This window comes from Brevibacillus sp. HB2.2 (genome assembly GCF_013284275.1).
GTDB lineage: Bacteria > Bacillota > Bacilli > Brevibacillales > Brevibacillaceae > Brevibacillus > Brevibacillus brevis_D.
Genome location: NZ_JABSUV010000024.1, coordinates 47,664 through 67,486 on the forward strand (window position 1 = coordinate 47,664; position 19,823 = coordinate 67,486).

General features: G+C 47.6%; 19 protein-coding genes. 15 read left to right on the top strand and 4 right to left on the bottom strand.

Annotation, left to right across the window (positions count from 1 at the left end; genetic code table 11):
* Positions 1-13: 13 nt before the first annotated feature.
* The 3 genes from HP401_RS17940 to HP401_RS17950 are packed head-to-tail and all read left to right on the top strand — an operon-like array spanning position 14 to position 3,051.
* A complete protein-coding gene (locus tag HP401_RS17940) occupies positions 14-1,420 on the top strand; it encodes an MBOAT family O-acyltransferase (protein WP_173605966.1) in 1,407 nt (468 codons plus the stop codon).
* 15 nt (positions 1,421-1,435) lie between these two features.
* Entirely contained in the window at positions 1,436-2,572 is a 1,137-nt protein-coding gene (locus tag HP401_RS17945) for a DHHW family protein (RefSeq protein WP_173605967.1), read from the top strand.
* Positions 2,573-2,577: 5 nt separating this feature from the next.
* Positions 2,578-3,051, top strand: coding sequence for a DUF4358 domain-containing protein (locus tag HP401_RS17950; RefSeq protein ID WP_173605968.1), 474 nt, complete (start codon positions 2,578-2,580; stop codon positions 3,049-3,051).
* A 106-nt stretch (positions 3,052-3,157) separates the two neighbouring features.
* Here HP401_RS17950 and HP401_RS17955 read toward each other — a convergent pair whose 3' ends face one another.
* On the bottom strand, positions 3,158-4,348 hold the full coding sequence (locus HP401_RS17955) for a winged helix-turn-helix domain-containing protein (protein WP_173605969.1): 1,191 nt from the start codon (positions 4,346-4,348) through the stop codon (positions 3,158-3,160).
* An 817-nt stretch (positions 4,349-5,165) separates the two neighbouring features.
* Here HP401_RS17955 and HP401_RS17960 point away from each other — a divergent pair.
* The gene (locus HP401_RS17960; protein WP_173605970.1) at positions 5,166-7,121 is read left to right on the top strand and encodes a GTP-binding protein; all 1,956 of its coding nucleotides are present in this window, start codon (positions 5,166-5,168) and stop codon (positions 7,119-7,121) included.
* A gap of 79 nt (positions 7,122-7,200) precedes the next feature.
* Here HP401_RS17960 and HP401_RS17965 read toward each other — a convergent pair whose 3' ends face one another.
* Both HP401_RS17965 and HP401_RS17970 read right to left on the bottom strand, forming a co-directional pair.
* A complete protein-coding gene (locus HP401_RS17965) occupies positions 7,201-7,833 on the bottom strand; it encodes a Crp/Fnr family transcriptional regulator (protein WP_173605971.1) in 633 nt (210 codons plus the stop codon).
* Between the two features lie 32 nt (positions 7,834-7,865).
* Positions 7,866-8,513, bottom strand: a complete 648-nt coding sequence (locus HP401_RS17970) for a Crp/Fnr family transcriptional regulator (protein WP_173606011.1) — start codon at positions 8,511-8,513, stop codon at positions 7,866-7,868.
* A gap of 330 nt (positions 8,514-8,843) precedes the next feature.
* On the opposite strand from HP401_RS17970, the gene HP401_RS17975 reads away from it, so the two are divergent.
* The 11 genes from HP401_RS17975 to HP401_RS18025 all read left to right on the top strand — a co-directional run bounded on the left by HP401_RS17975 (position 8,844) and on the right by HP401_RS18025 (position 18,850).
* Positions 8,844-10,331 carry a 4-hydroxyphenylacetate 3-hydroxylase family protein gene (locus HP401_RS17975; protein WP_173605972.1) on the top strand — a complete coding sequence of 496 codons (1,488 nt, stop codon included), beginning with the start codon at positions 8,844-8,846 and terminating at the stop codon, positions 10,329-10,331.
* Positions 10,332-10,359: 28 nt separating this feature from the next.
* A complete protein-coding gene (locus HP401_RS17980) occupies positions 10,360-10,896 on the top strand; it encodes a 3-hydroxyanthranilate 3,4-dioxygenase (RefSeq protein WP_173605973.1) in 537 nt (178 codons plus the stop codon).
* Entirely contained in the window at positions 10,887-11,891 is a 1,005-nt protein-coding gene (locus HP401_RS17985) for an amidohydrolase family protein (protein WP_173606012.1), read from the top strand. The genes HP401_RS17980 and HP401_RS17985 overlap by 10 nt, the downstream gene beginning before the upstream one ends.
* Entirely contained in the window at positions 11,888-12,349 is a 462-nt protein-coding gene (locus tag HP401_RS17990) for a RidA family protein (protein ID WP_173605974.1), read from the top strand. Before HP401_RS17985 ends, HP401_RS17990 begins: the two co-directional genes overlap by 4 nt.
* 10 nt (positions 12,350-12,359) lie before the next feature.
* On the top strand, positions 12,360-13,826 hold the full coding sequence (locus HP401_RS17995) for an aldehyde dehydrogenase (protein ID WP_173605975.1): 1,467 nt from the start codon (positions 12,360-12,362) through the stop codon (positions 13,824-13,826).
* Between the two features lie 29 nt (positions 13,827-13,855).
* Entirely contained in the window at positions 13,856-14,641 is a 786-nt protein-coding gene (locus tag HP401_RS18000; protein WP_173605976.1) for a 2-keto-4-pentenoate hydratase, read from the top strand.
* A gap of 22 nt (positions 14,642-14,663) precedes the next feature.
* Complete coding sequence (locus tag HP401_RS18005; RefSeq protein ID WP_173605977.1) at positions 14,664-15,551, top strand: acetaldehyde dehydrogenase (acetylating); 888 nt, start codon at positions 14,664-14,666, stop codon at positions 15,549-15,551.
* A gap of 31 nt (positions 15,552-15,582) precedes the next feature.
* Entirely contained in the window at positions 15,583-16,605 is a 1,023-nt protein-coding gene (gene dmpG / locus HP401_RS18010; RefSeq protein ID WP_173605978.1) for a 4-hydroxy-2-oxovalerate aldolase, read from the top strand.
* 12 nt (positions 16,606-16,617) lie between these two features.
* Positions 16,618-17,406 (top strand): 2-keto-4-pentenoate hydratase, encoded by a 789-nt coding sequence (locus HP401_RS18015; RefSeq protein WP_173605979.1) that lies wholly within the window; start codon positions 16,618-16,620, stop codon positions 17,404-17,406.
* A 167-nt stretch (positions 17,407-17,573) separates the two neighbouring features.
* A complete protein-coding gene (locus HP401_RS18020; RefSeq protein WP_173605980.1) occupies positions 17,574-18,185 on the top strand; it encodes a TetR/AcrR family transcriptional regulator in 612 nt (203 codons plus the stop codon).
* Entirely contained in the window at positions 18,182-18,850 is a 669-nt protein-coding gene (locus HP401_RS18025; RefSeq protein ID WP_173605981.1) for a YqeB family protein, read from the top strand. Before HP401_RS18020 ends, HP401_RS18025 begins: the two co-directional genes overlap by 4 nt.
* 411 nt (positions 18,851-19,261) lie before the next feature.
* Here the strand turns inward: HP401_RS18025 and HP401_RS18030 are convergent, their stop codons facing one another.
* A complete protein-coding gene (locus HP401_RS18030) occupies positions 19,262-19,744 on the bottom strand; it encodes a GNAT family N-acetyltransferase (protein WP_254457107.1) in 483 nt (160 codons plus the stop codon).
* Positions 19,745-19,823: the final 79 nt, after the last annotated feature.

Below are 19,823 nucleotides of genomic sequence, written 5' to 3' on the forward strand. Positions count from 1 at the left end.
GAGGAAACGAACGTTGGTATTCAGCAGTCTGATTTTTCTGTTTCAATTTTTGCCCGCCGTGCTGCTCGTTTATTATTTGTCGCCCAATAAGCTGAGAAATGCTGTTCTGTTCGCAGCGAGCCTCATCTTTTATGCATGGGGCGAACCGGTATATATCATCCTCATGATTTTTACAACGGTATTTGATTATATCAACGGGCTTGTGATCGACAAGTACAGACACCGCAAGCCGATCGCCAGAGCAGTGTTGCTCATTTCCATCTGCGGTAGTTTGGCGATTCTCGGTTTCTTCAAATATGCCGGGTTTGTCGTTTCGAATGTAAATGATCTATTCGGTCTGCATACACAGGTGGCTGATCTGCCACTACCCGTCGGTATTTCCTTTTATACATTCCAAACGATGTCCTATGTAGTGGATGTATACCTTGGTAAAGTACCGGCACAACGAAATTTCGTCGCTTTCGGCACTTACGTCACGATGTTTCCTCAACTGGTCGCAGGTCCGATCGTCAAATACGGAGATATTGCGGAGCAGCTGGTCTTTCGTAAAATGACGCTGGAGAGGTTCGGCGAAGGAGCGGAATGGTTCATCCGGGGATTGGCCAAAAAAGTACTGCTCGCCAACAATATCGGACTCTTATGGACCAACGTGAAGTCGACGCCGATGGAGGAATTGACGGTCCTTTCCGCGTGGCTCGGCATTTTGGCGTTTACGTTTCAAATTTATTTTGATTTCAGCGGGTATTCGGATATGGCGCGCGGGCTCGGCAAAATGTTCGGTTTTGAATTCCCAGAAAACTTCAAGCATCCGTATATATCACGAAGCGTCACAGAATTTTGGCGCAGATGGCATATTTCCCTCGGTTCCTGGTTCCGAGAGTATGTCTATATCCCGCTCGGAGGCAACCGGTTTGGCTTGGGCAAGCAGTTCCGTAACCTCTTGATCGTATGGTTCTTAACTGGACTGTGGCATGGGGCGAGCTGGAACTTTATCGTATGGGGCTTGTACTTCGGCTGTTTCATTGTGTTTGAGAAGCTGTTTTTGCTGAAATGGCTGAAGCATTGGCCCAACTGGGCAGGACATCTCTACACGCTGCTGATTGTCGTCGTCGGGTGGGTCTTTTTTGAATTCGAACATTTACCTTCCGCGTGGATGTTCATCCGTGCAATGTTTGGTTTCGGAGCGCACGAATGGGTGGATCGCCAGGCACTCTACGAACTGACGACGTATGGGGGATTGCTCGTTCTGTTGGCCTTGTGCGCGACACCGCTACCAGGGAAAGTATGGGAGCAAATGATAACACGATGGAATTCGGTAGGCATGATCGCTGCTCTAGCATTTTCTATCATTAGCTTGGTTTTGTCGTCCGCTTATTTAGTCTTTGAGGATTACAATCCATTCTTATATTTTCGGTTTTGAGAGGAGGGAGAGGCCTTGACCAGCTATGACAAATGGACACGAGCCGTGACGGGCTTGTTGTTCTTGCTGTTTATCCTCGTGGTGGCTGTTTTGAACATACTGACTCCTGATCAGGCGTTCTCGGAGTCGGAAAACAGGGTGCTAGAAAAGAAGCCGCCATTTTCACTACGATCACTGCTGGCGGGGAAGTTCACTTCTGATTACGAGGCTTATATCACCGATCAATTTGCTTTCCGGGACGTTTGGATCGGGCTAAAAACGGATGCAGATCGTGTTATGGGCAAAAAGGACAGCAACGGCGTTTATCTGGGCAAGGATGGATACCTGATTCAGCATTTCTCATCGCCGCTGGATGCCGAGGTGAAAGACAGAGTTCAGGCCATTCAGTCGATTCACCAGACAGCGCCTGACCTTCGCAAGTACATCATGCTGGTACCAACCGCCGCGTTGCTTCAGGATAAACTCCCTGCCTACGCGCCAATGGGTGACGAGCATGCTGCGCTCAATCGAGTTCGGCAATCGCTTCCATCTGATATTCGCTTCGTTGATGTCTATCCCGCGATGTATGCCGGACGCGAAGATGCCCTTTTTTATAAAACAGATCATCATTGGACAAGCAAGGGCGCTTATTATGCCTATCGGATGTTGTGCAAGCAGATGGGGATTGTTCCAAAAGACGAAGCTGCGTTCAACATTCGGCAGGTGACGGATGCATTCTACGGATCACTCTATTCGAAAAGCGGCTTTCGTCATCTACAGCCCGATCGTATCGATCTCTATCTGCCGAAGGAGGAAAGCAAAAAGAAGGTGGAGTACATGGACGAAGGACGTACTGCGGATTCCTTGTACCAGATGGATAATCTGTCCAAAAAGGATAAGTATACCGTATTCCTGAACGGCAACCATGCACTGGTACGAATCACAACGGACCATCCGGACGGGAAGAAGCTGCTAGTAGTGAAAGATTCGTACGCCAATAGCCTGATTCCCTTTTTGGCTGAACACTTCGCGGAGATTGATGTCGTAGACCTTCGATATTATGAGGAATCCGTAGCAAAGCTCATCCAAGATCGGCAGTTTCACGACATGCTATTCCTTTACAATGTCAAAACGTTTTTTGAAGACACCTCTATTCAGAACATCATGGAGTGAATGGAATGAAGCGATTTTTGTTTGGACTACTTATGTTTGCAATCGGAATGGGAATGTTGACCGGATGCTCCAGTGACGGCGGGACTTCCGAAGAACTTTCGGCCGCCGAAGTGGGAGAAAGAATTCAACAAACGGTAAGCTTAAAGAATATGAAGCAGGGGGATCTGACGAAACTGCAAAAGTTGTATCAGCTCGAGGCAGACAAAGTGGAGGATTTCATTCTGTACACGGCTTCATCCAATGTAAAAGCGGATGAACTGGCTGTTATCAAAGTCAAAGATGCGAGTGATACCGAACATGTAATAGAGAAAATACAACAACGGATCGAGGCCCAAACAATCAAATTGAAAGACTATCGTCCAGAGGAGTATTTTCTCATCGAAAAGCATGTTTTGAAGACGAGTGGGCCGTTTATTTTATTCGCGGTGTCGAAAGACGTGGATCAAATAGAATCTGTGTTTGACGAAGTGATGAAGTAAATGTCTGGTGAAAATAATGTTTTAGACTGATCTATAAAAAGAAAAAGCGGTAGTTTAAGACCTTGGAAATAAAGTCTTAGACTACCGCTGGTGTTTTGCTTGTTATTCAAATTAACGTTGTCGAAATCGTCTCGCATCCGTTGAATAATGCAAAATTTTGAAAACAATTGTTCAAAGCTGTTCGCAATTGCTTTGTTGGCTTTATGTCGTTCTCGTACCAGATGTTTTTAACAACGAGCGTCCCGGCTTTTCGTTCTACGATTACCTCGGCTCGTCCGATGAAGCTCTCTCCATACAATAGAGGTAGCACATAATAGCCGAATTTCCGTTTGATTGCAGGCGTGTAAATCTCCCAAGTATAATCGAAGCCAAACAATTTGTTGATCAACTTTCTGTCCCATATCAAATTGTCTAGCGGAGCAATCAGCTCGCAGCGTAATTTCGGCGCTGGATTTTGCAGGACGGCTTCAATAAGCGGCAAATCCTCCGTGCGACAGTATAGCATATCCTTCATTTGTTCTACGGTAACAGCAACAATGCGATCTTCGTGTAACAGTTGGCGGAAAACCTCGTTGCGCTGCTCCGATTTCAATCCCCATATATTTAGCCAGGCATCGGATGCGCGATTCCATAAAAGGCCAACAGCGCCGATTCGACGCAGTACCCGCCACTTGTGATGCTCAAGCTCGTCCTCCAGCGGCTCCGACGCATTCAGCAGGTTTGGCGGTATGTACTTCTCGGCAATATCGTAGTATTTACGCGTTCCTTTTTTATGATGGATAATCAACTCGCCTGTCGAGTACATCTGTTCTAGCACCGATCGCGATGTATTGTTTCCGCTGCTCCAGTGGATGGCCGATTGCCAAGTGAAATCTCCATCCAATTTCAGTTCATCCGAACTTAGCGTACCGTGACTTTGGATATGAGTCCGTACTTGCGCTGTCAAGCCCTCCATTTCGGGATAGCGCTTGGCATGTTGTCGGGCGGCTTGCCTGTATCGCTCAAAATACGGCCAGTCCTCGACAGGGATAATAGCCAAATTCTTGTCGGGATAATCGATCAGGAATCTATCTTGATACAGCAACTCGTCGAGCATATTCTTGGTAAATCCTTTAATTCGCGACTGCAGAACCAGTTCGGCGTTTTTTCCGCAAACATCGATGGGATCAAATTGAATACAGCCGACCTGCCGCACAAAATCCATTACGCCCTGCTTTCCGGTAAATTGATATTCGCCCAACAGCCCGTGTTTCATTAACAGAAATTGCCGTGCTTGGCGGTTCGTCAATTGGATCATGTACGCGTCGACTCCTTAACGAAACAAATGGGAGCAGCTTGAACATGCTGATGGATGGCGAAGTTGCTTATCACAATAAAGTTACGATTTGCTTCTTGCCATAATGGAAGTATTTCAACCACGCCTATTCCCCCAATCTGTAGGAATATACACAAAACACGAACTAATGTTCCTGTTATATTTTACCATTGTCTAAAGCATAAAAACAAGAGCTATTGAAAAATAACTGCCCATTAGTTAAATAACTTGCCGCCAGTCTAACACTTTATTTTTACAAAACAGTAAAAACACGATGACAAATCCGTTGGCATGGGATGCGAATGAGTGGGGAATTTGGACACAGTAAGCTGAACTTGCCCAAAAGGGGAGGGAGCCGGACGCATCGAAAACGGTAACCCTATTCGCTACCGTTTTCATACGGACCCACTTATCTTACACGGATAAACACCAAGACATTATCTCTTGATAACACACGTTGGAACCCGTTATTCAAAAGACAACGTGCAGCTGGACCCACACGTCTACCAATCATTAAAAATCGGTTGCATGGTGCGGCACTTCCAATGATGCTAACGTCGCGAATAATTCGCCTCCGTACGCCATGCACTACGGTACGTCTGAAAAGGATCACTACTACGTCAGTCATATTTATCACCTCGCTTCTCTCTGCATGGTATAGAGGATGCAAATGGGGGAAGCTTGGCAACTGATACGAGCCTGCAGGAAATGAAAATGTGCGAAACTATTCTTCTGCTCCATTCTTATGTTTTAATGAGAAAAGAAAAATGCAGTCGAGTAGCTATGGAAGAGGGATAACATGAAGCGTCTAACGATCGGCTTGTTTGCCCATGTGGATGCGGGCAAGACTACTTTCGCCGAACAGTTGCTATACCATACGAACAGCATCCGGTCGCGGGGCCGGGTGGATCATCAAGATGCCTTTTTGGATAGCCACGATATCGAGAGGAAAAGAGGCATTACCGTGTTCGCCGATCAGGCGGTTATGCACCATCAGGGCGACGTTTATTATTTGATCGACACACCAGGACACGTCGATTTTTCTTCTGAGATGGAGCGGGCGATCGGGGTAATGGATTACGCTATCGTGATTGTTAGTGCGGTAGAAGGTGTTCAGGGTCATACCGAGACAGTTTGGCAGTTGTTGCGCAAACATCGGATACCGACATTTTTCTTTATCAATAAAACAGATCGGATCGGCGCGGATGCCAGCAGGACGGAAGAGGAGATACGCAGTCAGTTGACAGGGGATGTCTGTTCCATCAAGGATAGCTTCGCCAACGGTATCGTCGCTGAGGGGCTGCGAGAGATGATGACGGAGCGGAACGACTCATTGCTAGAAGCGTTCATAGAGGAAAGAGAGGATCAGGCTTTTTGGCTGGGGGCCTTGCAGGAGATGATACGGGAAGGACGTCTTTTTCCCTGCGCTTACGGCTCGGCACTACAAGATGATGGCGTTTTAGAATTCCTGAATCAACTATCCTTGTTAACGACCGCGTCCTATGACGAGACAGCTCCATTCGGGGGGCGCATTTATAAAATTCAATACGCAGCAAACGGATTGAGACTAACATTCGTCAAAGCGCTGAGTGGCAACCTGAAGGTACGGGAGCTGCTCAGCTATGAGAGCGGTGGACTTCGATACGAAGAGAAGATTACACAAATCTTATTGTTTACGGGTAGGAAATCACACTCGGTTGAACAAGTAACTGCTGGCGATTTGTTCGCGGTCGTCGGCTTGTCCGATGCCAAAGCTGGTCAAGGGGTGGGGCTCTACTTAGACAATTTTGCTTATGAGACCGAGCCGACGCTACAGTCGAAAGTACAGTTTGATGGTTCGCTTCACGTGCAGCAAGTACTAGGTGCGTTTCGCATTCTGAATGCGGAGGACCCGTCTTTGAATGTGGTTTGGGAAGAGAGTTTGCAAGAGATTCACATTCGCGTCATGGGTCTGATCCAATTAGAAGTGCTGGAGCAGGTGGTGAAGGAACGCTTCGGTTTCGATGTCTCTTTCGGTCAACCGGAAATCTTGTATAAAGAAACGATAAAGTCTGCTGTAACAGGATATGGACATTTCGAGCCACTCAGGCATTACGCGGAAGTGCACCTCCTGCTTGAACCGGGAGAGCGAGGCAGCGGGATCCACTTCACTAGTGTATGTCATCCTGATGAACTGAGTTTTAACTATCAGAATCTGGTTCAGTCTCATCTCTACGAACGGGAGCATCATGGGCTATTGACAGGCATGCCGGTCACCGACATGAAAATTACGTTCCTAAGGGGTCGTGCGCATAACGAACATACGCATGGGGGTGACTTCCGTGAGGCAACCTTCCGCGCGCTGCGTCAGGGGTTGGAGAAAGCCGAGAATATGCTGTTAGAACCTTATTATGACTTCAAAATAAAGGTGGGAATGAACGAGATGGGGAGGGTATTGTCGGATGTTCAGCGCGCCTCCGGTTCGTTCGAACCACCGCAGATGTCGGACACGCATGCGGTCATTACAGGAAGGGTGCCCGTAGCTACATTCATGAATTACAGCACCGAATTCGCTTCTTTTACGCATGGACGCGGTAGCATCCGCTGTGTATTTGGCGGATACGATCGCTGCCATAACGCGGAGGAAGTGATTGAAAGGAAAAACTATGAAAAGGACGCAGATCCTGTTTATACATCCTCTTCGATCTTTTGCGCCAGGGGGGCAGGCTACTCGGTGCCGTGGGACGAGGTAGAAGCAAAGATGCACCTGCTCTAAGCAGAACCGAGCAGGGCTGTACCAAGAGTTTCAAAGGTTATATGGAATGCAGATGGGGCGAGCCTGAGTAGGCTTCGCCCTATTTACATTGGATGCGAGAATAAACCCGACGCAATCCCTCGATATTCACTACTCGGATGACACTACGTCCAGAAAGCTCAATCAAGCCTTGCTGGCGCCATTTCTGCAAAGTCTTGTTCACTGTCATGCGAGACGTATCAATATAGCGTGCAAAAGACATCTGATCAATAGGGATATGATTACTTCCGTGCACAGCTACCAGCTTGAGCAGATAATTCGCCATCGCAAGCTCAATTGGACTGTCAGTAAACGCGATGATTTCAGCCAGGAGACGGAGCTTATCGATTTGTGAATGGGTGAAGATCAAGGCCGACTGTGGGTGGTCTTGACATATGCGCGATAAGTCGTCGTCAGAGAAAAAGTGAATGACGGAAGGAGAGGTCGTTATGGCTGATGTCAGGTATGAGCCGTTGTAAGCGCCGTGCTCCCCAAACAACCCACCTGTGGGAATGTAATCGATAGACCGCTCATGCCCGTTCTCAGATAAAAGAGTGATCTTTACGCTCCCTTTGTCTAGATAATAAAATCCAGTCCCCACATCGCCTTGATGGTAGATCGTTGTGTGTTTTCCCATTTCGATCTTCTTGCCATACATGAGGTACGGAGTCCACTGATAGCGAAGACAGGCCATTGTGACCACCTTTCACATTGATTTGCTTTTGCTTACACTGTGCGAGCGGTGTGTGTCTTGAATTGTGGAGGCTTTAGCATATCTGGGCGTTTAACGACAAAGGATCGGTTTTTGATTTCAATGATGCCCTGTTCCTTCCATGCCTTCAGGATTTTGTAGACAGTAATACGGGTGAGGCCAGCACATTCAGCCAGCTCTTGTTGAGTGAGGGGAACCTCGTGGTTTTTAAAGTCTTCGCAAATGTTGAGGAGGAGACGAGCGATTTGCTCTTCGGAAGTCAGCGCCTTCATGTTGATGGCGGCTAGGAGAATCCGCATTTTTTGATTGATTGTCTGCGTGAAAAGAGACAAGAGTTCGGGGCGTGCCTTCAGCATTTCGAGGAATTGCAAACAGGAGAAATGGTAGACGACTGCATTCTTGACAGCGATAGCCGTGGTGAAATGAGGTTGTTGATCCAGCGTTTGGAGTCCCATGATTTGACCAGGGACAACGATGTTCACCAGACGATCTTTCCCCTTGAAGGTAGAGGTCACAATCTTCACTAGTCCCTTATGAAGATAATAAAAGCCTTCTCCAATCGTCTCTTGCTTATAAATAGCTGTTTTTCCTTTCACAAATTGGCGGGTGCCGTATTCTAAAAGGGTTTCCCATTTTAAATCCGTTTCAAAAGAGGATACCATCATCACCGCTCCTTTCCTCATCAATGATCAGGCTCTTCCCATCAACCAATATTAAGTCTCAATTTTCTGAACTTATCCCTCTTGATTATATGAAAATAAAAAGCTCCTTACCAATCTTTCAACGTGAAAATGACGTGCATTCGAAAGAAAAACAGAAATGATGTTAATTCGTTTACACATCCTCAGTTACTCATGAATCAGGTGAGCAGTATTTTACATTTTTCTGCCGTGATGTTAAGTGGGTTACATTTTTCAGAAAAGACAGACATTATAATGCGGTTTAAGAACAAAAACGGCTCTACCAGCAAAAATCTACAGGGAGGAATTTGGGTGGGAATCCGTACAGGTGACCAATACATCCGGGGCTTAGGATCACGGCAACCGGAGATTTGGCTGCAAGGCAGATTGGTGACAAACGTATGTGAGGAAGCTGTTTTTCGACAGCCGATTCAGGAAATAGCCAAATTGTATGACATGCAGCATGACGAGAGGTACCAGGACAAGATTACGCATATTTGTCAGGAGACCGGTGAGCGAGTGAACAACGCTTTTCTCGTTGCAAAGACCCCTGAGGAATTGCAGGCGAAACGAGTCTTGTACGAAACCTATGCGGAAGCCACTTTTGGCTTGATGGGAAGAACGCCCGATTTTCTCAATGTCGTCTTGACGTCGCTTTACAGCAATGCGTCTTTCTTGGAAAGGTACAACCCGCAATGGGCGGAAAATGTGAAAAATTATTACAAGTATGTGCGCGACCAAGACCTTTTTTTAACGCATGCCATTATTAATCCGCAAAATGACCGCAGCAAGTCCTCGCACGAACAAAACGATGCCTACACCCATTTGGGGGCAGTAGAAGAGACGCCGGAAGGGCTGATTGTCAAAGGAGCGAAAATGCTCGCGACACTGGCGCCGATCACGGATGAAGTCATCATTTACTCGTTCCCTGGGTTCCAGCCTGGAGATGAGCGTTACGCCTTGGCATTTGCCATTCCGATTGACACGCCAGGCTTGCGCATCATTTGTAGAGAGCCCATGCAGGATGGAATTCGTTCCGTTTATGACCATCCTTTGGCATCACGCTTCGAAGAAATGGATGCTCTTCTTGTCTTTCATGACGTACTCGTACCTTGGGATCGCTTATTCCTTTACAACAATGTAGAAGCGGCCAACCTGCTTTATCCAAAGACAGGGATTGGTCAGCAGCCGGCGCACCAAACAGGGGTGAGAGGACTGTTGAAACTCCAATTTGCCACAGAAGTTGCCATGCGGTTGGCAGACTCCATCGGGGTAGACGTCTATCCGAATGTCCAAAACCATCTCGGAGAACTGGCGCAATCGTTGGAATCGGTTAGAGCGCTCCTGAGGACAGCCGAGTTGGACTACGAGACCTTGCCCTCTGGTGAGCTCATGCCGGGTTACGTACAGCTCGAAACCATTCGCGGACTGCTTCCGAAGCTGTACCCACGGGCGATCGAAGTCATCCAGATTATTGGAGCAGGCGGATTTCTCATGTCCCCGACTGACTCTGACATGGAGCATTCCGAATTGGCGGAGGATATGGAAAAGTTTTATGCGGGACGAAAGGGTATCTCTGGTACAGATCGGGTTCGCCTGTTTAAGCTCGCTTGGGACCTGTGCGGGGAAGCCTTCGGACAGCGTTTGTTGCAATATGAACGGTACTATACGGGTGATCCGGTGCGGAAATTGGCGATTTTTTACAACAACTACAAGAAGTCTCATGCATGCACGATGGTGGATGATGCGCTCAGCGTTTTTGCTACCAAAACGGCATCGCAGACGAAGCAGGTTCTTTAAACAAATAAAAACAGGGAGGGAATAGAGCATGCGTACATTGGCACCTATCCATTTGTGGAAGTTTATCGAGGATCACAACGATCAGCTCAAGCCACCAGTGAATAACAAAGTGATTTGGAAAGATGCAGAACTAATGGTCATGGTAGTGGGAGGACCGAATAAACGGCGGGATTTTCACATTGATCCATCCGAAGAAGTCTTTTACCAGCTCAAGGGCGATTGCTTTGTCGAGATCATCAATCAGGATGGAAAGCGTGAGATCATCACAGTAAAAGAAGGCGAAATGTTCCTTCTTCCTGCGAATGTCCCGCATTCCCCACACCGGATTGCGGATACGATCGGACTCGTGATTGAGCGCAACAGAAACGAGGGAGAACTGGAGGACTTTGCTTGGTTCTGTGAAAACTGCGACCACGAAATGCATCGCGTACGGATTCAACTGACCAACATAGAGGTGCAGGTAAAAGAAGCCATTGAAGGCTTCAACAGCAATCTGGAGCTGCGGACATGCCAAAAATGCGGGCACATCATGTCTCCGGAAGCGAGTGAGTGGAAATGCGAGTAGACTTCCATACCCACATTATTCCAGAGGATCTTCCCAACCTGGCTGAGCGCTTTCATGGAGAGCGCTGGCCAGTTCTGCACCGGACTTGCACATGCGGGGCAACTATCATGGTCGGAGGCAAAGTCTTTCGTGAAGTGACGGATCAAGTGTGGGATCCCCAAAAACGGATTCATGACATGCAGCAGGAAGGCGTGGATAGGCAGGTGTTGTCACCCATTCCCGTCACGTTTTCCTATTGGGCCAAGGCAGCCGAAGCGGAAGTAATGGCGCGGATTCAAAACGATTTTATCGCAGAGACGGTCAACCAGCATCCGAAGCATTTCATCGGATTGGGTACTGTTCCCTTGCAAGACACCGAGGCAGCCATTCGGGAAATGGATCGCTGCATGCACGAGCTCGGCCTGAGAGGGATTGAAATCAGTACCAACGTAAATGGCAACAATCTGGACGACCCGGGACTGATTCCTTTTTTTGAAAGGTGTCAGACATGGGATGTACCGCTCTTCGTACATCCATGGGAGACACTGGGGAGAGAACGGATGCCGCGGCACAACCTGATGTACACCGTCGGGATGCCAAGTGAGACAGCGCTTGCCGCAGCAAGTCTTATCCTGGGAGGCGTGATCGAGAGGTTTCCGGGCTTGAAAATCTGCTTTGCCCATGGCGGTGGCTCTTTTCCTTATATTTTACCCAGGCTGGACCAAGGCTGGAAGGTATGGCCGCATCTGCGTCTGACCGAACAACCCCCTAGTGTGTACGCGAAACAATTCTTCTTTGATTCCTTGACGTACGACCCACTGAACATCCATTACATGATGAAGCGCTTTGGCGAAGATAAAATCATGATGGGATCGGATTATCCCTTCCTTCTTCGTGAAACACCTCCCGGGGAAGTCATCGATCATACGTTGGAGCTGACGGACGGACAGAAACGGGCGTTGCTGGGTGAAAACGCGCTTCGCTTCCTGAACATAAAGGAGATGAATGGACTGTGAAGCATCAGACTGAAACGCCGGAGCAACGCCTACAGGCTATGGGCCTTGCTCTGCCCGAACCGAGACAGTCGGCCGGTAATTATGTCGGTTGTGTCCAAGCGGGCAATCTCCTCTTTCTGGCAGGCCAAGGGACAAACGAGTATCGAGGGAAGCTGGGACAGGATGTCACGATAGAGGAGGGCTACCTAGCTGCCAGGCAGTGCATGCTCAATCTGCTGGCTGTTGCCAAGCATGAGCTGGGGGAGCTGGGGAGAGTCAAACGAGTGGTCAAAATTCTCGGATTCGTTAACAGCGATCCAGCTTTCATCGATCAGCCTACAGTCATGAATGGGGCATCCGATTTGTTGGTGGAGCTATTCGGAGACAAAGGCAGGCATGGGCGGTCCGCTGTAGGAATGGCCCAGCTCCCGCTAAATAACGCCGTAGAAGTAGAGATGATCTTGGAAATCGAGAATTAGGAGGATTCCCATGAGTCAGACCGCCAAGGAAAACTATGTACGAAAAGACGCCAAGCTATTCATAGACGGCGATTACGTGGACGCTGTTTCCGGTGAAACCTTCGATACGATCAACCCAGCGACAAATCTCAAGCTGGCTTCTGTGGCTAATGCAAGTGAAACGGATGTAAAAAGAGCGATCGACGTGGCGCAGCGTACGTTTGAGTTAAGCGTTTGGAGTGAAATGCCTGTAGATGAGCGCGCCAAGATTCTCTGCAAAATGGCTGACCTAGTGATGGAGCGTGTGGACGAACTCGCTTTGGTGGAAACGCTCGATGTCGGCAAACCAATCAAAGAAAGTCGGGGTTTCGATATTCCGAGGGCGGCGGCAAATTTGCGATTTTTTGCCGAAATGGCCAAATACATGGTCCATGAGCATTATGAAATGCGCCATTTTATGTCCTACGCCAAATATGCTCCGGCAGGTGTGACAAGTCTGATCATTCCATGGAATTTGCCCTTCATGCAGATGACCTGGAAAGCATCGGCGGCTTTAGCGGCAGGAAATACCGTCGTTGTAAAGCCAGCCTCGTACACGCCTCTCTCGGCGGTGATGCTCGGAGAAATTGCCAATGAAGCAGGTCTGCCTCCTGGCGTGCTCAACATCCTCACTGGTCCGGGCGGGACTGTCGGGACAGCGATGACGACGCATCCCCATGTACGCCGGATCTCTTTTGTGGGAGAATCTAGCACCGGCAAGACCGTTATGAGGAATGCCGCTTCGCATCTGATTCCAGTATCGCTCGAATTAGGAGGCAAATCAGCCAATATCGTATTTGAGGATGCCGATCTTGATGAAGCAGTAAAAGGGTCGGTCGAGGCGATATTCCGCAACCAGGGTGAGATTTGTCTGGCAGGTTCGCGTTTGTTGGTGCAACAAAGCATATATGATGAGTTTCTGGACAGATTTGTGGCGGCTGTTCAAAGAATCAAGGTGGGAAATCCCCTGGAACCAGACACAGATATGGGAGCGTTGGTTTCCCGCAGTCACTTGGAGACGGTGGAGCACTACATCCAGATCGGACTGGAAGAAGGAGCCAAGCTCGGTCACGGCGGAAAACGGCTCAGCGCGCTGGGTGACGGCAATTTCCTTGAGCCAACCGTTCTTTATGATGTAGACAACAAAATGAGGGTGGCGCAGGAAGAGATTTTCGGTCCGGTTATCGTAATCATTCCATTTCGAACAGAAGAGGACGCTATTCGGATCGCCAATGATTCAGCTTACGGCCTGGCAGGTGTGGTTTGGACCAACGACCTGCGGCGCGCGCATCGCGTAGCTGATCGAGTACAGTCAGGTCTTTTATGGATCAATTGCTGGTATGTGCGGGATTTGCGAACTCCGTTTGGCGGTGCCAAGGACAGCGGGATTGGCCGTGAAGGTGGGCGTCACAGCTTCGAATTCTACTCCGAGGTAAAAGCCGTCACCATGAAATTATAGCAAGAAGAACAAAACAGGGAGGGAGCCGTGTGGACATAGAAAAAATCACGCGATTCGCCGATCATTTAGCAGCGGCGAGTCGTGAAGGCGTGGGAGTCGCGCCACTCACTTTACTGGATCCAAAAATCACCGAAATAGAGGCATATCACGTTCAATTGAAGACGATTGAGCGAAAAGTGACAGCAGGCGCGAGGATTACAGGGAAGAAAGTCGGTCTGACCTCTCGTGCCATGCAGACACTTCTTGGCGTGGAACAGCCAGACTATGGACATCTATTGGACGACATGATCGTGGAAAACAACGGAGAATTGCCTTTCGAGCATGTCCTTTCGCCAAAGGTAGAAGCAGAAATCGCCTTCCTGCTGAAGCGCGATCTGGAAGGACCACATGTAACCATCTTTGACGCCTTGATGGCAACAGAATATGTAGTTCCCGCCTTGGAAATCGTGGACAGCCGTATAGCCAACTGGCAAATCAAACTCGAAGACACCATTGCGGACAATGCATCGTCGGGCTTCTACGTGCTGGGTGGACATCCCGTGAAACCGCAAGATCTGGATCTTCCTCTGGTAGGGATGGCGTTTTATAAAAATCAGGAGCTGGTCAATACCGGTGTGGGTGCCGCCGCATTGGGCAATCCGGCATCCTGCGTGGCGTGGTTAGCGAACAAGCTGCACGAATTAGGTATTACACTTAAAGCAGGAGAAATCATTTTGTCCGGTGCGTTATCGGCTGCGGTTGAAGCTAAGCCTGGCGATGTATTTCATACACGGATTGCTGGACTTGGTTCCGTAGGAGTCAGGTTTGGCAAGTAAAAAATAGGAAAGGAGTGCCTGTATGAGGAAAGTAAAAGTAGCCATTCTGGGGTCGGGTAACATCGGGACAGACCTGATGATCAAGCTGGGAAGATCGCCAATTCTTGAACTGACGTCCATGATTGGAATCGATCCTGATTCGGATGGTCTGCGTAGAGCTAAGGCAGCTGGATACTACGTATTTGACGGCGGATTACAACCATTTTTGGAAAGCAGTGCGGAACTTGCGGATATCGTCTTTGACGCTACGTCAGCCAAAGCACATATTCTGCATGCCAAGGCGCTCCGGGAGGCAGGAAAGTTCGCCATCGATCTGACGCCTGCTGCTGTGGGGCCCTACGTAGTACCATCTGTGAATCTCGGTGCGCATTTGAATGAAACGAACATCAATCTGATCACATGCGGCGGCCAGGCTACGATTCCGATCGTTCATGCGGTAGGGAGTGTGAGTCCGGTCAGCTACGCAGAGATCGTGGCCACTATTTCCAGTAAAAGCGCGGGGCCTGGCACACGTTCCAACATCGATGAATTTACGGAGACGACCGCACATGGTATCGAAGCGATCGGCGGAGCGAAGAAAGGCAAGGCGATCATCATCCTGAATCCGGCGGAGCCACCGATCCTGATGAGAGCTACGGTCTATGCCGTTGTGGAGGAAGGGGCAAACCGACAGGCGATCGTGAAGGCTATTCACCAGACCGTTACCTATATTCAATCATACGTTCCTGGTTACCGCCTACGCTCAGAACCGATCTTTGATGAAAACAAAATCACCGTTTTTTTGGAAGTGGAGGGCGCGGGTGACTACCTCCCTACTTATTCAGGCAATCTGGATATCATGACGGCGACAGCGGTGAAGGTAGCAGAGGAGTTTGCCAAGCATGTTGTCGGCATCGGCACGAGTATGTAGCTATAGCCATGAATGAAAGGAGGGACCGCAAATGACTCGTGATATTGTGATCACTGAGGTTGCGCTTCGAGATGGAAGCCATGCGATCAATCACCAGTTTACCGTGGAGCAAGTAGTCGAGGTGGCCCGTGCATTAGATGAAGCGAACGTACCGTACATCGAAGTCTCCCATGGAGATGGATTGGCCGGATCGTCCCTGCAGTATGGGCTATCCAGGACCCCTGAACTGGAGCTCATCGAGGCTGCCGTTTCCGTTTGTAAACAAGCGAAAGTGGGCGTGCTCCTGCTGCCGGGAATCGGCACGATCAAAGATTTGAAGACGGCTGCAGCGCTGGGGGTAGGCATGGCACGAATCGCCACACATGCGACCGAAGCGGACGTCTCCGCTCAGCATATTTATCAGGCGAAAGAGCTTGGCTTGACGACAGCTGGCTTTTTGATGATGGCGCATATGGCTGCTCCGGAAAAACTGGCGGAGCAAGCTGGACTCATGCAAAGCTATGGAGCCGATGTCGTGTACATTGTCGATTCAGCTGGCGCTCTGCTACCTGATCAAGCAGGGGAACGAGTCCGAGCATTGAAGCAATGTCTGCATGTTCCCGTTGGCTTCCACGCACACAACAATTTGTCTTTAGCCATGGCCAATACGCTCGTTGCCATTCAAGAGGGTGCTACCTGGATTGACGGCAGTGTTCGATGCTTGGGTGCAGGTGCGGGCAATACACAAACCGAGGTTCTTCTTGCTGTATTGGATCGTATGGGCATTCAGACAAGCGTCGATCTGTACAAAATGATGGACCTAGCAGAGGAAATCGTGTCGCCGATTCTTCAAGTACCACAGGAGATTACCAGAGACGCCCTGGTTCTCGGATACGCGGGTGTCTATTCCAGCTTCCGGCTTCATGCCGAGCGTGCAGCGAGGAAATTCGGCATCGACTCCCGAGACATTTTGATCGAGCTGGGACGACGAAAGGTCGTGGGCGGACAAGAAGACATGATCGTGGATGTTGCAGCGGAAATCGCCCAACGGTACCGCTCTACCAAAATCAGATAGGGGGTGATCAGCGTGCAATCGGAACTATTGTACAAAAGGTTGGCTCAGAAGCTGGTGGTTGCGGAGTTAAATAGGGAGGTGGTCGTGAAGCTGACGGCTGAATACCCTGAGCTGACCGTGGAAGATGGATATCGTATTCAAGATGAGTTGGTCACCCTCAAGCTTGAGCAGGGACATCGAATCTTTGCCTCTAAAATGGGTTTGACCAGTCAGGCAAAAATGAAGCAGATGAATGTGCACGAACCGATTCGTGGCTACATTTTTGACTATATGAATATCGAGGACGGCATTCTGCCGATCAATGAGTTGATTCATCCCAAAGTGGAAGCGGAAATTGCCTTTGTTTTGCGTGAGGATTTGGAAGGACCAGGCATCACGGAGGGGCATGTCCTGGCAGCCACTGATTATGTGGTTCCCGCACTAGAGATTATCGACAGCAGGTATGCGCAGTTCCAGTTTTCCTTGCCGGATGTCATTGCCGACAATGCTTCATCTTCACGTGTGTTTATCGGATCGACCTGGAGAAAGCCTGATGATCTTGAACTCGATTTGGTTGGCGTTACTCTTTCGATCAATGGTGAGCTCAAAGACTTGGGGGCTGGTGCGGCGGTTCTCGGTCATCCAGCACACGCGGTCGCGATGCTGGCGAACATGCTTGCTCGCGAAGGACGCAAGCTGCACAAAGGAGATTTGATATTGTCCGGGGGCATTACCGGTTCCCACCAGCTATGGGAAGGGGATGTGGTAGTCGCCAAATGGGGTGGCCTTGGAAGCATTGAGTTTGTCGTGAAAACGAGATAAGTAGTAAGTCGAAGAGCCGAGAAGAATGCACGGAGGTATCCGGTATTCTCTCGGCTCCTTTTTTATGTTGGGAAGCGAATCCCCTAATGAATCATCTCAATCATCTTGACAGTCAGCAAAAGTAGACGTTATTATCTAACTAACGATAGGTAGAAAATGGTGAAAAAATGAATAAAAGCGAAGCAACACGACAAAAAATTCTTGAAACGACTACATGGTTGATCGGGCAGTATGGAATTGAAAAAGCTTCCCTTTCCATGATTGCTCAGTCTGTAGGCATACAGAAGCCATCCATCTATTATTATTACGCTTCGAAAGAGGAACTAATAGACGCTGTATTTGCATGGATTTTAGATGGATATAGTTTTGAACAATACTTTCAGATTCATGAGTATACGAAAAAGAATTTTGTAGAGAAGATGGTTCGTGACGGCTTGCAATTGTTAGGTGAAGAGCTTACAGATGCACAAATGCTTGTTGTACAGGTATTAAATGAGTTTCTTTTATATGGAAACCGAGAATCTTCCCATAACAAAGAGTACCGATTAAAAATGAAGGCCATTCAGGAAGGCTTTATTGACGGTTTTTTTCGATTACTACAAAAAGGTGAAGAATTTGGTCACACTGATTCAAAAGGATTACGTGAAAAAGCATGTGTATTAGCGTTAACACTCGATAACTTATCAAACTATCCGCTGATCGGCATTCAACTAGATGTATCAGCTGTATGGAGAGAAACCGTTACAAGTGTATTATCTAAAAAAGGAGACTGTAAATGAGCAAGAATCATACAATATTACATTTTTCAAAAACGGATAAGGTTATCTTGTGGCTTGGTTTCCCGCTTATCGGTTTAGTGTTCGGCTGGTTTCTTCCGAGTATTGCTAAATGGGGCAGCTCTTTGCCATGGATACCCTTCCAGGGACCCTTACAACTAATTGCCGCCTATAATGGAGCATGGGTTGGCATTGTTACGATGATCCTTGGCCTGATTGCGGGCATTGCCTTGACTCTACTCTCTTTCCATGAAAGCTTAGAAACGTCTGTCTACGATGATAAAGTTACCTGTAAACTTCGAGATGATGAAATTCTTTTTAAAAAGAAGGATATCTCCCTTGTATTTATGGATAAAAAGCAATTGGTGTTTTTAGGTCATGATGAGAAGGAACTATTTCGTTCTAAGCAAGAGCTTACCAAAAACACAGTAGGTGCTGCATTTAGAAAGCATGATTATGCTTGGAGCGATACGGACCCATTTCAACATGATTTTAAAATATGGGTTGTGGATTCTCCTGACCTTTCTCCTGCTGCGAATGCTCTATTAAAAGCAAGGGAAATAGCCATTGAAAAAGGAAATGATAAAGAAGCTTTCCATTTGGCTCAAGAACTTTGGAAACTAAGAGTATCCGTAAAAGAAAAGGACAAAAGGCAATATTATCGATAAAAACTAGTAGGTATTTCAATATTCTCGTTTTATGAGGCTAAGCAGCTTGAACTGCTTAGCCTCAAGTTCATTTAACATAACGCTAGCTTCAACAATCGTCGGAACTGAATCCGATATTTAAGTGTGCTGCTAAGCGATTTGGAACAGGTGATTTTAGAGAATTGGTGTATCGGTTGGTAATTAACTACAACAGAAGGGATACTGTATTTCTCTGGAATTCATCGGAGAAAATTTTGATACAACAAAACTGATAAACAGTTTCGTAACACCATCCTCTTTATTCAGTTTAAATAAAGTATTAGACTGGAACCCCTAATGGTACAAGGAGTTCTAGTCTTCTATATCACGAGATTTTTAAAAATTAGTTTTAGACTCCACGTTAAAATGAAGCAATGTCTGGCTAATCTTTCCTCACTGACTAACAAACACTTGTGTCTTTCTTCCAATTTCTATTCGCTCAGTAAATGTGCCTCCAGTGTATTCCTCAATTGTTTTTTTCCAAAAATGTCGTGCGGGCTCGTTACTATCTATTTGGTACACTTCCCATGGTCCCTTATGCATATTAAAAATATCTTTAGCAACTTGTTTACCTAACCCTGTTCTCCGAAATCTTTTCATAATAAAAAACTCAACAATCGAAAAGTATGAGTTATTTTCATCTCTATCTATCAATTTCACCAAGACGAAACCAGCAATTTTCTCATCTAGCGATATTAAATAGGGAAACCTAGAGCAATCTGTCCAGTATTCGTTTAACGGATATTCACCAAATTTCCCGTTATCTTCAATCTGTAGATCCATAAACTCAGAGAAATCGTAAATATAGAGTTGCAAAAGGTTGCTGAGTGTTTCCATATCTTCTAAGGTTGCTCTCTTAATTTCATAGTTCTTCAATAAAATACCCCTTTTAAGTAGATTCCCCCCAAATGTTCAATATTCGGTAAAATATTCAATTCCCCTTTTTGGGTTTATT